The 15787-nt window shown below is 43.7% G+C and carries 10 protein-coding genes; 8 read left to right on the top strand and 2 right to left on the bottom strand.

Annotated elements, in window-relative coordinates; genetic code table 11:
- Positions 1-247 precede the first annotated feature (247 nt).
- From AC59GT_RS00460 to AC59GT_RS00445, 4 genes are all read left to right on the top strand, one after another.
- Positions 248-2692, top strand: a complete 2445-nt coding sequence (locus AC59GT_RS00460; RefSeq protein WP_497235808.1) for a TonB-dependent receptor — start codon at positions 248-250, stop codon at positions 2690-2692.
- Between the two features lie 234 nt (positions 2693-2926).
- Entirely contained in the window at positions 2927-4129 is a 1203-nt protein-coding gene (locus AC59GT_RS00455) for an SGNH/GDSL hydrolase family protein (protein ID WP_497235807.1), read from the top strand.
- A gap of 153 nt (positions 4130-4282) precedes the next feature.
- Positions 4283-5938, top strand: a complete 1656-nt coding sequence (pafA, locus tag AC59GT_RS00450) for an alkaline phosphatase PafA (RefSeq protein ID WP_497235806.1) — start codon at positions 4283-4285, stop codon at positions 5936-5938.
- 42 nt (positions 5939-5980) lie between these two features.
- Positions 5981-8200, top strand: coding sequence for a S9 family peptidase (locus AC59GT_RS00445; protein WP_497235805.1), 2220 nt, complete (start codon positions 5981-5983; stop codon positions 8198-8200).
- A 356-nt stretch (positions 8201-8556) separates the two neighbouring features.
- Here AC59GT_RS00445 and AC59GT_RS00440 read toward each other — a convergent pair whose 3' ends face one another.
- Positions 8557-8973 carry a single-stranded DNA-binding protein gene (locus tag AC59GT_RS00440; RefSeq protein ID WP_497235804.1) on the bottom strand — a complete coding sequence of 139 codons (417 nt, stop codon included), beginning with the start codon at positions 8971-8973 and terminating at the stop codon, positions 8557-8559.
- Positions 8974-8996: 23 nt separating this feature from the next.
- A complete protein-coding gene (mutY, locus tag AC59GT_RS00435; RefSeq protein WP_497235803.1) occupies positions 8997-10043 on the bottom strand; it encodes an A/G-specific adenine glycosylase in 1047 nt (348 codons plus the stop codon).
- Between the two features lie 173 nt (positions 10044-10216).
- On the opposite strand from mutY, the gene AC59GT_RS00430 reads away from it, so the two are divergent.
- The 4 genes from AC59GT_RS00430 to AC59GT_RS00415 all read left to right on the top strand — a co-directional run bounded on the left by AC59GT_RS00430 (position 10217) and on the right by AC59GT_RS00415 (position 15750).
- Positions 10217-10519, top strand: a complete 303-nt coding sequence (locus AC59GT_RS00430) for an HU family DNA-binding protein (protein ID WP_117384757.1) — start codon at positions 10217-10219, stop codon at positions 10517-10519.
- 5 nt (positions 10520-10524) lie between these two features.
- Positions 10525-11370 (top strand): tetratricopeptide repeat protein, encoded by an 846-nt coding sequence (locus AC59GT_RS00425; protein WP_497235802.1) that lies wholly within the window; start codon positions 10525-10527, stop codon positions 11368-11370.
- A 218-nt stretch (positions 11371-11588) separates the two neighbouring features.
- A complete protein-coding gene (locus AC59GT_RS00420) occupies positions 11589-13139 on the top strand; it encodes an Rne/Rng family ribonuclease (RefSeq protein WP_497235801.1) in 1551 nt (516 codons plus the stop codon).
- 235 nt (positions 13140-13374) lie between these two features.
- Positions 13375-15750 carry an ABC transporter permease gene (locus tag AC59GT_RS00415; protein ID WP_497235800.1) on the top strand — a complete coding sequence of 792 codons (2376 nt, stop codon included), beginning with the start codon at positions 13375-13377 and terminating at the stop codon, positions 15748-15750.
- Positions 15751-15787: the final 37 nt, after the last annotated feature.

Below are 15787 nucleotides of genomic sequence, written 5' to 3'. Positions count from 1 at the left end.
ATTCTCAAGGGGTGCCTTGCTTTGAGCAATCAAACTGAAAGACAGGCTGAGATCAAACCCATACCCCCCATCCCCCTGAAAGGGAGCTATAATACTTAAGTCGACTAAGTAAGTAGCTCCGCTAACACAGGGCCGGGGAGTGACACCTGATCCGGGTAATGCCGGCGTAGGGAGAGGTAACAAGTTAAGTGTACTGCCGTTTTATCCCGGCGAGCAGATGGTTTAACTCATTTATTGTTCAAACATTTTGAAAAACTTTTTTGCGGCGCTTATCGCCCTGCTGCTGCCTGTACTGGCATCGGCTCAACTTTCCATCAGCGGAAAGGTTACTAGTCAAACCGGCGAGGCACTGCCGGGCGCAACCATCAGCTTAAAACAAACCGCTTCGTCCACCGTAACAGATGCGGCGGGCAAGTATCAGTTCAACAATCTTACTACCGGCACTTACACCATTGAAGCCAGCTATGTAGGGTACACTATCAACAGCAAATCTGTTGTTTTAAAAGGTAGTCAAACCATCAACTTCATACTTAGCGCTAATGCAACAAGTATTGAAGAAGTTACGGTTACCGCAACGAGGGCGGGCAAAAATTCGCCCACCGCTTTTACAAACGTAAGCAGGCAGGAGCTGCAAAAGCGCAATTTCGGGCAGGATCTTCCGTACCTGCTCAACCAAACCCCATCGGTAGTTACTACTTCTGATGCCGGCGCAGGTGTGGGTTATACCGGTATCCGCATCCGTGGCAGCGATGCTACAAGGGTGAATGTAACCATTAACGGTATCCCCTATAACGACTCTGAGAGCCAGGGCTCTTACTTTGTTGACCTGCCGGATATTGCATCCTCTATCAACAACATCCAGGTGCAGCGTGGTGTAGGTACATCTACCAACGGCGCAGGTGCATTTGGTGGCAGTATAAACATTCAGACCACAACACGCAGGGATACCGGTTATGCAGATATCAGCACATCGGCAGGTTCGTTCGGTACTGTTAAAAACACTGTAAACCTGGGAACCGGCTTGCTTGGTGGTCATTTTAGTGTTGATGGCCGTTTATCACGCATTCGCAGCGACGGCTATATAGACAGGGCCTCGTCAAATTTGAAGTCATTCTTCGTAAGCGGTGCTTATTATGGTAAAACCAGCACGTTGCGGGCTAACGTATTCTCGGGCTACGAACGTACTTACCAGGCCTGGAACGGTGTGCCGGATTATATTATTGGCGATAACACCGTCCCCAACAACCGCACATATAACGAATTGGGGCTGATGCCAAACGGGCAGTATTACAAAGACCAGGTAGATGATTATACACAGAACCATTACCAATTACTGTATGATCAAAAGCTGAGTGATAAACTATCATTCAGCGGCGCATTGCACTATACCAAAGGTAAAGGCTATTACGAGGAATATAAAACAGGCGCAAAAGTAGCGGACTATGGCTTAACTCCTGTAATTATCGGCGGAGATACAATAGTCAGGACCGACCTTGCGCGTCGCCGCTGGTTGGATAATGACTTTTATGGCGTTACTTATGCCCTTAAGTACGTGCCAACTGATGCACTTAATTTAACGTTGGGCGGCGCGTACAATCGTTACACAGGCGCGCACTTTGGTAATATTATATATACCGCGCAAAGCGCAGGTATTACACCAAATTACGAGTACTACCGCGACGATGCCAAAAAGAACGACTTCAACATTTTCACCCGTGGTGAATTTAAAGCGGGTGATGTTACCTTATACGGTGACTTGCAGTACCGCAGGGTAGCTTATTCTTTCTTTGGCCTTGACCAGAACTTAAACAATGCACAACAGGAGGCAACACTTAACTTTTTTAACCCTAAAGTTGGTTTAACTTACCAGTTTAATGACGACAATAACATTTATGCTTCATTTGCTGTAGGCCACCACGAACCTAACCGTGACGACTACGTTAACTCCACGCCGCTAACACGCCCCAAAGCAGAAAGCCTGAAAGACTTTGAAGCAGGCTACCGTACTACAAGTGAGGTTTTCAAAGGTGGCATTAACCTGTTTTACATGTTGTACAGTAACCAGCTAATATTAACAGGTGCTTTAAACGATGTAGGCGAGCCAATACGGCAAAATGTTAAGGATAGCTACCGCGCCGGTATCGAGCTTGATGGCCGCGTAAAAATTACCGACAACTTTAGCTGGGCGGCTAATGCAACCATCAGCACCAATAAAATTAAAAATTACGGCCAGTTCTTTTCAAACTACGATGATAACACGCTGGTAGGGCAAACATTTAAGAAAACTGATATTGCTTTCTCGCCGTCGTTTACCGGTTATAGTGAATTAAGTTATGCTCCATTCAAAGGCAGCGAGATCGCTTTTGTAAGCAAATACGTGGGCAGCCAGTATTTAGATAATACTATGAACACCAACCCTGCTGGTTTCCCGGTGACCGGTGATAACCGCTTTATAACCGACCGAAAGCTAAACAGCTATTTTGTAAATGATGTACGGCTACGCTACAATTTCAGCGTACACTGTATCAAGAATATCGGGTTAGGCTTGCTGGTTAGCAACGTATTCAGCAAAAAGTACGAGGCAAATGGCGCAACCTACCCGGATATTGAAGGTGGACAGGTAGTTAATTACAACTACTACTTTCCGCAGGCAACACGAAACTTCCTGGCTTCTGTAACCTTAAGTTTCTGATCAGATACAACAACCTACAAAGGCAGCTTATTTACAGATAAGCTGCCTTTTGTTGTTTAAAGATGAATGGATTACAAGTTGTGGTACGATAACGACTGTCAAGTTTTGCCAAATAATTATTTAAACCGCGGTTTCGTTTAATTTTTTTTATTTTTATTGACGAAATATTTTGTTAAACGCACCCTTGTTGCAATATATGTTCATTATCTACTGGTACTATTTACACTTATGAAAATGATGTCTAGCGCTGATTTAAATACGAAAGGATTAAAAAAATGGAGCAGCCGTGCAGGGGCTTTAACCCTTATTGCCGTTTTACTACTTGCAGCTGGTTGTAAAAAAGCAGGTGAGCCAATTATAAAAAATGAAGGCACTGGTGGTATACCAGCAACTGCAAATCTTGATAAGATAGTAGCGTTTAAAAATTTTAAGAAAACACCATCTATAGGTTATGACCTTGTTGCAATCGGCGACTCTTATATTCAAGGTGATTACTACACCCTAAACTTAAAAGGCAAATTGATTAATAGCGGCCTTTCAGACGGTGGCCCGGGTTATTGCAGTTTCGGCCGTTTCGATGAAAACGACTCTAACTCTATTGACAGTTCTATCGACCCATCTCAACTAACGTTTACTTACAGCGCAATGCAGTGGGCACTTAATCAGGCAGATGCAATTGGCCCATGCGGAGATGTAAAAAGCAATATCGACAATGCTCCTATCAATGTTGTTTCTACTATCCCTCTTAATACAATTACCATCATCTATGAGCAACACCCGGGTGCAGGAAGTTTCCGGTACAGGGTAAATGGAGGGGACTGGACAACCATGAGTGCCGAAGCAGCAAATAGTACCATAGCAAATGTTATTGTAAATACATCAGCAGCCGGGTCTGTTATTAACCTTGATATTGAGTCGCTTAAAGCAGGGCAGCGTTTTTGCGGCGTAGTGGGTAGAAAAAGCGGAAATTTAACAGTTCACAAGGCGGGTATGTCTGGTGGAATTTCCGTGTTTTTTGCTCAGAATGATCAGTGGAGAGACGCGGTAAAGGTGTTAAATCCAAAGGGAGTGATCATAAGTTTTGGCACAAACGAAATGGAACTGGGTATTGAACCGGAAAACTTGCGGGTGAATGTACAATACATAATAAACAGAGTGAGAGAAGCTCATCCTAATTGTGATATATTATTAATGTGCCCGCCGGAAACAAAGTACGAAAAGCTGGAACCGAAAGCTTACAAGATTGCCGATTATGGTGCCGCACTATACCAACTTGCTTTAGAAAACAATACCGCATTTGTAAACCTTGCCGCTGTGTTCCCTCATTTCAGCCAGGCATCTATCGATCAGGGCTACATGAATCCTGATGGCAAGCACCCGGGAGAAAAGGGCGGAGAGTTGATAGCTAAAACCTTGTACGACGCATTTAATAAATAACATAAACTCAATTCCATAATAAAGGCTGCCCACATACGGCAGCCTTTATCTTTTAACCGAGGGGCTGTTTTCTACTAAACGGTTATATAACATAAATATCACATTGGATGTAAAACGCATTACCCATATTTGCGTTTTGTTAACATTTACCCAATGAAAGTTAAGTATCTTCTCTTAGCCGCGCTATTGTATTCAGCCGGTAGTTTCGCACAAAACAAAAAAACATCTACAGTAATCCAAACTGCTTTACCAAGGCCCAAACTGGTGGTTGGGATAGTTGTAGACCAGATGCGATGGGATTACTTGTACCGATATTATGACCGCTACCAGGCGGGTGGTTTTAAGCGCATGCTTAATGAGGGATTTACATGTGAGAATACCCTTATACCCTATATACCAACAGTAACAGCTATTGGTCATAGCTCTATTTATACCGGCTCGGTTCCTGCTATTCATGGCATTGCCGGTAACGACTTTATTGTACAGGCTACCGGAAGATCAATGTACTGCACTGAAGATACTACGGTTAGTACAGTGGGCAGCACCTCAGTGGCGGGCAAAATGTCTCCAAAAAATTTGCAGGCCAGCACCATTACAGACGAGTTGAAGCTTGCCACTAACTTTCGCTCTAAAGTTATCGGTATAGCGTTGAAAGACCGTGGCGGCATACTGCCAGCAGGGCATGCAGCAAACGCTGCCTACTGGTTTGACGATGCAAGCGGCAACTGGATAACAAGCACGTTCTACATGAACGCGCTTCCGGCATGGGTAAAAACCTTTAATGCGGGCAAGCCTGCAGAAAAGTACCTAAAGCAGGACTGGAACACACTGTACCCTGTAAACACCTATTTACAAAGCGCCGCAGACAACAGCCCTAAATACGAAGGCAAATTTGCAGGAGCCGAAACGCCTACCTTCCCAATAAAAACTTCGGAGTTATATAAAGGCCGCGTGGGCATGATCCGCAATACACCGTATGGCAACTCCATGACTCTGGACCTTGCCCGCGCTGCGGTAGATAACGAGAAAATGGGACAGAACACGGTAACAGACTTCCTGGCGGTGAGCCTGTCGTCTACCGATTATATTGGCCACCAGTTTGGGCCTAACTCAATAGAGGTTGAAGACACTTACCTTCGCCTGGATAAAGACCTGGCTGCATTTTTTACTTTTCTGGATGGCAAGCTCGGTAAAGGTAACTACAGTGTATTCCTGAGTGCTGACCACGGAGCTGCACACAATCCTAATTTCCTTATTGACCACAACATTCCTGCAGGGTACTGGGACGAAAGTGCTGCATTAACAAAGCTTAACACAGCCCTGGAAGACAAATACAAAACAAAGGGACTTGTACGATCACTATCTAATTATCAGGTAAACTTAAACTACACCTCGCTTGAAAAGGAAAAGATCAGCGAAGAAGGTGTTAAGGCAGATTGTATCCAGTTATTGCAAAAACAGGCTGGTGTTGCTTACGTAGTAGATATGCAGCGGGCCCAAACCGCTAACATTCCGGCAGATTTACGTACACGTATTATAAACGGCTACAATGCCGAGCGCAGCGGGACTGTACAAATAGTGCTGAAACCAGGTTGGTATGGCGGCCACGGTGGCACCGGTACAACCCACGGCACCTGGAACCCTTACGATGCACATATTCCATTAGTGTTTATGGGTTGGGGTATTAAACATGGAAGCCTTGTTCGTGAAACGCACATGACGGATATAGCAGCTACCCTTGCGGCACTATTGCACATACAGGCACCCAGCGGTAATATAGGAACTCCGATAGGTGAGGTATTGAAATAATACCTCATTTCAGTATATTCAGCCCATAATTAGAAATTAGTGATGATGAAAAGTTTTAATTGGGGCAGGGTATTCCTTTTATTGTTAATGGCACTAAGCATACAAACTGCTTTTGCGCAAATTCCGTCTACTCATTGGGCTACAGATGGCTATCAGTACTACAAAGTGCAAAACGGCGAAGTAGTGATGCTGGACGCGCGCGATGCGTCCAAGAAAACGGTTGTACTAAGTCGTGCCATGCTAACGCCAGCCGGCCAGGAGCCTGTTGCAGTGCGTAATTTCTACCTTTCTGAAGACGGGCAGAAAGCGCTCATCTATACGAAAGCGAAACGTGTTTGGCGCTATGCAACACGCGGAGATTATTGGGTATATGACATGGCCGCTAAAAAGCTCACCAAACTTGGTGGGCAGTTGCCTGCATCATCATTAATGTTTGGCAAATTTTCGCCGGATGCCACCAAAGTGGGCTATGTCAGCGGCCACAACATCTACGTAGAAACACTTGCAGACAACAGCATAAAACAGCTAACAACTGACGGCACCGAAAAACTTATAAACGGCACTTTTGACTGGGCTTACGAAGAAGAATTTTTTTGCCGCGATGGTTTCCGCTGGAGCCCCGACAGCAAACAGATAGCTTACTGGCAAATAGACGCCAGCAAGACCAGAAACTATTTGATGCTGAACACTACCGATTCGATTTACCCGTTTGTTAAGCCTGTTGAATACCCGGTAGCGGGCGAAGCGCCGTCACCATTTAAAATTGGTGTGGTAAGCGCTGCAGGCGGCAGTACTAAATGGATGGACATCCCGACAGATCCTGTACTTCAATCATACGTGCCCCGCATGGAGTGGGCGGCAAATAATTCAGAACTGATCATCCAACACCTTAACCGCGCCCAGAACCAAACCGAGATAATGCTGTGCAACGTAGGCACAGGCGCTGCAAAAACTATTTACGAGGAAAAAGACGCAGCCTGGCTGGACATTTTGCCCGAGTGGGAGGAGCATTATTACTACGGCGGATGGGATTGGTTTAATAACGGCAAGGAATTTATGTGGGCCAGTGAAAAGGACGGATGGCGCCACCTGTACCGCATTAGCCATGATGGTAAAAAAGAGAAGCTCATAACCAAGGGCAACTATGATGTAATGCAGATCAACGCGGTAGACGAGAAATCGGGCTATGTGTATTTTTCTGCCTCTCCCCAAAACGCTACTCAAAAATATCTTTACCGTACAAAGCTGGATGGTAGCGGAGTTGCAGAGCGCCTTACCCCAATGAGCCAACCCGGCACACACAGCTACGACGTATCGCCGAATGGCAAAGCGGCGACACATTCCTTCTCCAATTATTACACCCAGGAAGCTAATGAAGTAGTATCCCTGCCTGAGCACAAGACCTTTAGCGGTGCCGAAGAAGTAGCTAAAGCTATTGCTGCGTCTGCCGCTGCCAAAACACGTTCTAATATTGAATTCTTTAAAGTTAAAGACGAAGAAGGCGTGGAAATGGACGGATGGATGCAAAAGCCTGATAACTTCGACCCTAAAAAGAAATACCCTGTTGTTCTTTACGTTTACGGCGAACCATGGGGACAAAATGTTAAAGACGAGTTTGGCGCTACTTACAACTTCTTGTACACCGGTAACATGGCGAAAGACGGCTATATATACGTTTCTATAGACAACAGGGGTACACCTGTACCTAAGGGACGTGAATGGCGCAAATCTATATATAAAGGGATAGGCACCTTAAACATACGCGACCTTGCTTTAGGTATGAAACAAATGCTTAAAGACCGTGCATACATGGATAGCTCTCGCGTGGCTGTTTGGGGATGGAGCGGTGGCGGATCATCAACACTTAACCTGATGTTCCAATATCCGGAGATATTTAAAACAGGCATAGCTGTTGCTGCAGTAGGTAACCAGCTCAATTATGACAACATTTACCAGGAACGTTATACCGGCGTACCGGTAGACGAAGCCGGCCGTGAAGCGTACCGCAAAGGTTCACCGATAACTTATGCTAAAAACTTGAAAGGCAACCTGCTTTATATACATGGTACTGGCGATGATAACGTACACTATAACAATGCCGAGCAGCTGATAAATGAGCTGGTGAAATATAACCGACAATTTGAATTGATGAGCTATCCTAACCGTACCCACGGCATAGCTGAAGGGCCGGGCACTACGCAGCACTTGCGCACATTGTACACCAATTACCTGCGGGAACATTGCGCCCCGGGTGCACGGTAATTATCAGGATGAGCTTACGCGCTTTGCCTTAAGAACTAAGCCCAGATACCTTTCGGTATTTGGGCTTAGTTTTGTGTAACAGGTGTAACACGCGCGCGTGTTACACCTGTTACACTTTGCTCGCTTTAAAAACATCTAAAAACTTACTGCTGAGCTATTTAACAAAATCCCATGTTACAGTTTTAAAATGGTGATACAGTTTACCCAAAACAGCTTATAGAACAATATGCTGAAATACAGAGATTTATATATACCTCTCTTTTTTACACTGTAACAAGTGTTACACCCCTGTTACAAACTTTATGGCATAAAAAAAGCCCCGCAGGTAGCAGGGCTTTAATTAGGTGTATTATTGGTTAGTACTGGAGGTCGTCACTGTCGCCACCCTTAAAATTTTCATTTTCTACAGCTCTGGCAACACGGCTTTCGCCGCTTTCAAAATCAGTTTTACGGCCAAGCATAGTAAAGTTCTCAGCCACTACTTCTGTAGTGTATTTTTTTATTCCCTCTTTATCTTCAAAGGAACGGGTGCGTAATTTTCCCTCTATATAAACAAGTTTTCCTTTTTGTAAAAATTTTGCAGCAACATCAGCAAGACCGCGCCACATCACGATGTTGTGCCACTCTGTCTGCTCTACTTTTCTGCCTTCTTTATTAAATGTTTCAGAAGTAGCCAAAGGAAAACTAGCAACGGCAACGCCGCCCTCCAAATGCCTTACCTCAGGGTCTTTTCCTAAATGACCAACAAGTATTACTTTATTAATTCCAGACATGGCATAAATTAACGGAGAATTATTTAGAAATTAAAAAAATATTTTATAAATATAAAAATCGGTTTTGGCAAGGCTAATTTTTCCAAATCAGCAACATTTGTAAAAAACCATTCCGGTTTCATTTTTATAGGTTTCTCTTCAATTACTATAAACTGTATAAACAGCTCCTGGTGTGTCAAAACATGTTTCACAACAGCCGAATTATACTTAATTTTTACTTTTTCTCCAAAATATTCCTGTACTTCAACTATATCTAAAACTTCGTCCGGCGTTAACTGCCTGTCACTTTCAAACAGGGGTAAATCATACATATTTGCCCAAATACCACTTTCGTCGCGCTTATTAAGTACAAGCTTATCATTTTCAATATTTAACAAATAGTTAAAAAATCTTACCCGCTTCTTGATCTTGTTCACTTTTACGGGAAGTGCCGTTGTCGAGTTTAATTTAAATGCAACACAGTTAAGCCTTACCGGGCAAATACCACATGCAGGGTTACGGGGTTTACACAGCATTGCCCCAAACTCCATCATTGCCTGGTTGTGCAATCCCGGTCGTTCCTGGTCAAGTACCTCATCAGCCAATTGCTGGAACAGCTTTTTCCCCTTAGGTAGATTTATAGGTTCATCTACACCAAAGTACCGTGCCAGCACGCGGTAAACATTGCCGTCAACCACGGCCTTGGCCTCATTAGCTGCAAAGGACGAGATAGCTGCTGCGGTGTACTCGCCTATCCCTTTAAGCTTAAGCAGCTGGCTATACGTCACGGGGAACACACCATTATAATGCTCCTGCACCAACTGCGCCGTTTTGAGCATATTGCGTCCGCGGGAATAATACCCAAGGCCTTGCCAAAGTTTTAAAATATCGTCTTCGGGTGCAGCCGCAAAATCAGTAACGGTAGGGTAGCGGTCCAAAAAGCGGTTAAAATACGGTAAACCCTGCTCTACGCGCGTTTGCTGCAGTATAATTTCAGACAGCCAAATGGTGTAAGCATCTGTTGTATTTCGCCATGGAAGATCACGTTTATTTTCGGTATACCAGGTGATGAGTTTGGAGGATAGATCCATTCAATACAAAAATACATTATCCATTTTAGTATCATAATTTTAACTCAGAAAACGTGTTTGATGCCGCTTCCAAAAAAAATGCGCCATTTATTTTAATCTTTAATTTTAAAGCGATACTTTTGCAACCCCAAAACAGTTAAGTATTTATACAATTAAATAAAAGAAAACAGGATATGACCAAGGCAGAAATTATAGCTGAAATCTCTTCTAAAACAGGTATCGAGAAGGTGGACGTGCAGGAAACTGTTGAAGCGTTTTTCAAAGTAGTGAAAAGCTCAATGGTAGGCGGCGAGAATGTTTACGTAAGAGGTTTCGGTAGCTTTGTGGTAAAGAAAAGAGCTAAAAAGACCGCGCGTAACATTTCAAAAAACACTGCCATTATTATCCCTGAGCATTTTGTACCCAGCTTTAAGCCAGCTAAAACTTTTGTAGAGAAAGTACGCACAGGCAACAAATCTGCTAAAGCAAGCAAATAATAAGTATGAACAAAAAACAAATAGTCGTAAGTGCGATAGTAGTTGCTACTATGGGCTATTTGTATGTATTGCCTGTTAAAGGCCTTGTAAAGCCAAAAGAAACAAGCAACAGCACTGCCGGCGTTGCACCGGCACAGCAGCAAGCCGCCAATGTTACCGAGGAAGCAGCTGCAGCACTTGCAAAACCAGGACTATCGCAGGAACAGCTTCAGCAAATAAACACGCTGGAAGAAAAGCTGAAAGCTGCAGGTGAGGCCGACAAGCCGGCCCTTCAGCGCCAGTTGGCTACATTGTGGGACCAGGCACAGCAACCTGCACCAGCTGCGTTTTATTACCGGGCGCTTGCCCGTAAGAACAACGAATTTGCCGACTGGGTTAACACAGGTAACCGTTTTAACGAAGCAACAAAAGCAACTGAAGACCAGGCGCAGCAAGCAGGCCTTGCCGCTAATGCCGCAGAAGCTTTTCAAAATGCGACCAAACAAAAGCCTGATGATCTTGAAGCCAAAACCGGCTTAGGGGTGGCACTTGTAAATGGTGGCGGTATGCCTATGCAGGGTATTACTTTACTGCTTGATGTAGTAAAGCAAGACCCAAAAAATCATGCAGCATTGCTTAACCTTGGCATGTTTGCCATGAAGAGCGGGCAGTATGACAAAGCAGTAGGCAGGTTTAAAACCATGCTGCAAACCAAAGAAGAAGTGGAGCCATTGTTTTACCTGGCAGAAAGCTATAAGCAGCTGGGCCAAAAGCAGGACGCTATTGAAGCTTACGAAAGGTGCAAAAAATTAATGGACGACCCCGTTGCCGGGCAACGCATTGACGAGTATATAAAGGAATTAAAAAAATAACAAACACTTAAAAATTATTATCATGCCAAGCGGTAAAAAACGTAAGAGACATAAAATGGCTACCCACAAACGCAAAAAGCGTTTAAGAAAAAACAGGCATAAGAAAAAATAAGCTGCTTTAAGTAGTTTATGCCCCCGTTAGGGGGCTTTTATGTATGTTTTTGTCCACTTATAACATATGGCGCTCCAACGCGCCATTTTAAGAAATGGAGTAGCAATTGATAAAAGAATTAATTATCGATTCATCCCCCAACGGGGCTACTATTGCATTATTACAGGACAAACAACTTGTAGAACTCCATAAAGAGCAGATCACCAATAATTATACTGTTGGAGATATTTATTTAGGCCGCATTAAAAAAATTATGCCGAGCCTGAACGCTGCTTTTGTGGATGTAGGTTATGAGAAGGATGCCTTTTTGCATTACCTTGATTTGGGGCCGCAGGTACAAAGCCTGCTTAAGCTTACCAAACAGGTACGTAGCGGGGGATACCAATCAAAGCTTTTAGATAACTTTAAGCTCGAAGCCGATATAAACAAAGGAGGCAAGATCTCTGATGTTTTAGCGAAAGGCGGGCTTATACCTGTACAAATTGCCAAAGAACCTATCTCTACCAAAGGCCCGCGCCTTAGTTCAGATCTGTCAATAGCCGGCCGTTATGTTGTACTGGTGCCTTTTTCGGAAGTTATCTCTATCTCTAAAAAGATAAAAAGCAATACTGAGCGTACACGCCTCCGTAAAGTGGTGGAAAGCATTAAGCCGCAGCATTTTGGGGTAATTATACGTACGGTATCTGAGGGTAAAGGTGTACAGGAACTGCAAAAGGACCTGCTTGATTTGATAGCCAAATGGGAAACCTTTGTTACCAAGCTACCCGGTACCGAACCTGCTAAGAAAGTGCTTGGCGAAATTGGCCGCACATCAACCATCCTGAGGGATATTTTAAACCCCGACTTTCAGCATATATACACCAACGAACAGGGGATGTATGATGAGGTGCGCTCGTATATACACGAGATATCGCCCGAGATGGAAAGCATTGTGCGCCTGCACAAGCATAAGGACCCGCTGTTTGAATACCATGGTATAGAAAAGCAGATTAAGGGTGCTTTTGGCAAAACGGTAAACCTTGCCGGCGGAGCTTACCTGGTAATTGAGCATACCGAAGCGCTGCACGTTATAGACGTAAACAGCGGTAACCGCACTGCCAACAAGGAGAACCAGGAGGAGAACGCTTTCCAGGTAAACAAAGAAGCTGCGCGCGAAATTGCCCGCCAGTTGCGCCTCAGGGATATGGGCGGTATTGTAGTGGTCGATTTTATTGACATGCACAAGCCAACTAACCGTAAGGACCTTTTTGACCACCTTAGGGCCGAGATGGCGCATGACCGTGCTAAGCACACCATACTGCCTCCTAGTAAATTTGGTTTAGTGCAAATTACCCGCCAGCGCGTGCGCCCGGAGATGAACATTGTAACTACCGAAGTTTGCCCTACCTGTAACGGAACCGGAACTATACGGCCAACCATACTGCTGCTGGATGATATTGAGAACAACTTCAATTACATACTGGAGGAGCAGAATGAAAAAAATATTACGCTTTGCGTACACCCGTACATAGAAGCTTACATTAAAAAGGGCTTTTTTAATCGCCAGCTTAAATGGTACTTTAAGTACAACCAGTGGATCAAAATAAAAAGCAACCCTGCCTATCAGATCACCGAGTTCCACTTTTTCTCCAATAAGGACGAAGAAATAAAGCTTTAATATAGTATCGCACTCACCATGCGGATGAAGGAAAGCGGTGATGCTAATGTAGCATCTCCGCTTTTTTGTTACACCATTTGCTCATTTATCCCGTTCGATATCGCACTAAAACTGTACGTTTACGTACAGCTCACTTCGTAGTTATTTGTAAATGAGCTCAATAAGGCATATTATGGTGTTGGCATGCCTATTGGGCTAGTGCTCAACGGTAGCGGTAAAATTACACCGAAGTTGTATGACCATGTTCAACCTGAAAATTGCTTTTCGTAATATCTTAAGAAACAGAGTCTTCTCGGCTATTAACATCTTTGGCCTTGCGTTAAGTATCGCTTGCTGCATGCTAACATCTCTTTATGTTTGGAATGAGTGGAATGAGGATTCATTTCACAAGAAAATACAGCAAATATATCGCGTAACAGAGCTGCAAAATCAAGCGGGTAAAATGTACAATGTTGCGGTAACCCCGGGGCCGCTATCTGCCGCTCTGCAAAAGGACTTTCCGGAGATTGCCAATACAGTACGATTTGGCAGCTGGAGCGGGATACTGGCAAATGGTAAACAAAGTTTCGAGCAGGGATCAATACAACTTACAGACAATTCCATTTTTAGCGTATTTGACTTCCCTTTAGTTAAGGGCAACCCAAAAACCGCTTTAAAGGACCCTAGTGGCCTGGTTGTTACAGAGAAAATAGCAGAACAGTATTTCGGAAAAAATTGGCGCAACAATCCAAACGTAATAGGCCAAACATTTCGCTTTAACAACGAGACTGATTTTAAACTGACCGGAGTAGCTAAAGATGTACCTGCAAACTCCAGCATTCGTTTTGATGTGTTATTACCACTGGCTTACCTTCTCAACTCCGATCCATTTTCAAATAAGTGGAACAGCAATAACTACCACACCTATCTACAATTAAAACAAGGTACTAATGCGAATGCGTTTCAAAAAAAGATAGAAAGCAGGTTACGTTTTTATAACAACAACTCGGGCGATAAACTAAGTTTGCAACCGCTTAAAGAGCAATACCTCTACTCAAATTTTGATTTTAATACAGATTGGGGTAAAAGAAGCAATATAAAGTACATCCGTATCTTTTTAGGTGTCGGGTTTATATTATTGCTTATCGCCTGCGTAAACTTTATAAACCTTTCTACCGCCAGATCGCTTAAGCGATCAACAGAGGTTGGCATCCGCAAAGTAACCGGTGCATCACGCAAACAGTTAATAGTGCAATTTTTAAGTGAATCTCTGCTTATCGCTATTATTTCAGGGTTACTCGCAGTGTTCCTGATAAGTTTAGGTAAGCCTGTCATCGCTGCTCTCGCAGGTCTTAATATTGATATAAGTCCCTCCGGATCAATGATTATTCCTTTCTTCATTCTTTTTGTTGTTGTGATAGGCTTATGCGCAGGTATTTATCCCGCCTTTGTTTTGTCGTCGTTTACCCCTTCCAGGGTGTTGAAGAAAGCTGAGGCTGTACAATCCGGCAAGTTATTCAGGCAATCAATGGTGGTGGGGCAATTTGCAATTTCGGTAACACTCATTATCTGCGTGTGCTTCATGTATCAACAATTTCAATTTATAAGGAATAAAGATCTTGGTTTTAACAAGGAACAAGTTTTGCGAGTGCGCCTTGGTGGTAAGCTAATGGAAAAGGCAGGCGTATTTAAACACGATATACAGCAACTCGCCGGAGTGGAGTCGGCTTCGCTTGCAACGTCATCGCTGGTAAATGATGAAAACTCCAGCTATATGGAATGGGAAGGCATGCAAAAAGATGATAAGTTTTTAATAACCCAGGCCAACATTGATCCCTACTTTATAGGTACGCTTGGGATGCGTTTAATAAAAGGGGTTAATTTTTCACAACAACTAAGTAACGACACAGCCAATTACATCATTAATCAATCTGCAGCTATGCGTATGGGCTATAACCAAAGTTCGGCAATTGGCAAGCAGGTAACCTTTTGGGGCGCTAAAGGAAAAATTATAGGCGTTGTTAAGGACTTTAATTACAAACCCCTCAATGCCGCTGTAGAACCATATATATTCAGGTACCAGCCTAAAGACCGGTACTTTGGGCTATTCTTAAAAATTACACCAGGTAAAGCAGAAGATGTATTAGCACACATACAAAAGATTTATCAAGGGTACGAACCTGCGGTCAGCTTTAGCTATTCGTTTCTTGATGAAGCGTTGGATCAGTCCTACCAGGATGATAAACGTACCGCGCGTTTTATCCTGTTCTTCGCAGGGTTGACAATTTTTGTAGGTTGTTTAGGATTATTTGGCCTCACTGTGTATTCCGCAGAACAGCGTGTTAAAGAAATAGGCATCCGCAAGGTTTTAGGTGCTGGTGTAACAGGTATAGCGGGGTTACTCTCAAAAGATTTTTTAAAGCTTATACTCATCGCTGTTGTGCTGGCTATACCTATTTCACGCTATTTTACTTACAAGTGGCTGGATAATTACAATTACAGGATAACTATAGAATGGTGGGTTTTTGCTGTGGTAGGTTTGTGCGTTTGTGGTGTGGCTGCTCTTACAATAAGTTTTCAGGCCTTCAAAGCAGCCGTGGCAAACCCCGTAAAAAGTCTGCGTGACGAATAACCTTAGGCATTATAATGCCGCGCCGCTTAACTAATAT

This window comes from Mucilaginibacter sp. 320_HR, from assembly GCF_059691875.1.
The sequence above is the reverse complement of the archived record's forward strand: the minus strand, read 5'-3'. Positions and strand labels throughout refer to the sequence as shown.

Excerpts from the sequence above, each read along its gene's own strand:
- AC59GT_RS00455 (WP_497235807.1), top strand. The coding sequence starts at position 2,927 with ATGATGTCTAGCGCTGATTTAAATACGAAAGGATTAAAAAAATGGAGC.
- pafA (WP_497235806.1), top strand. The coding sequence starts at position 4,283 with ATGAAAGTTAAGTATCTTCTCTTAGCCGCGCTATTGTATTCAGCCGGT.
- AC59GT_RS00445 (WP_497235805.1), top strand. The coding sequence starts at position 5,981 with ATGATGAAAAGTTTTAATTGGGGCAGGGTATTCCTTTTATTGTTAATG.
- AC59GT_RS00440 (WP_497235804.1), bottom strand. The coding sequence starts at position 8,973 with ATGTCTGGAATTAATAAAGTAATACTTGTTGGTCATTTAGGAAAAGAC.
- mutY (WP_497235803.1), bottom strand. The coding sequence starts at position 10,043 with ATGGATCTATCCTCCAAACTCATCACCTGGTATACCGAAAATAAACGT.
- AC59GT_RS00430 (WP_117384757.1), top strand. The coding sequence starts at position 10,217 with ATGACCAAGGCAGAAATTATAGCTGAAATCTCTTCTAAAACAGGTATC.
- AC59GT_RS00425 (WP_497235802.1), top strand. The coding sequence starts at position 10,525 with ATGAACAAAAAACAAATAGTCGTAAGTGCGATAGTAGTTGCTACTATG.
- AC59GT_RS00415 (WP_497235800.1), top strand. The coding sequence starts at position 13,375 with ATGACCATGTTCAACCTGAAAATTGCTTTTCGTAATATCTTAAGAAAC.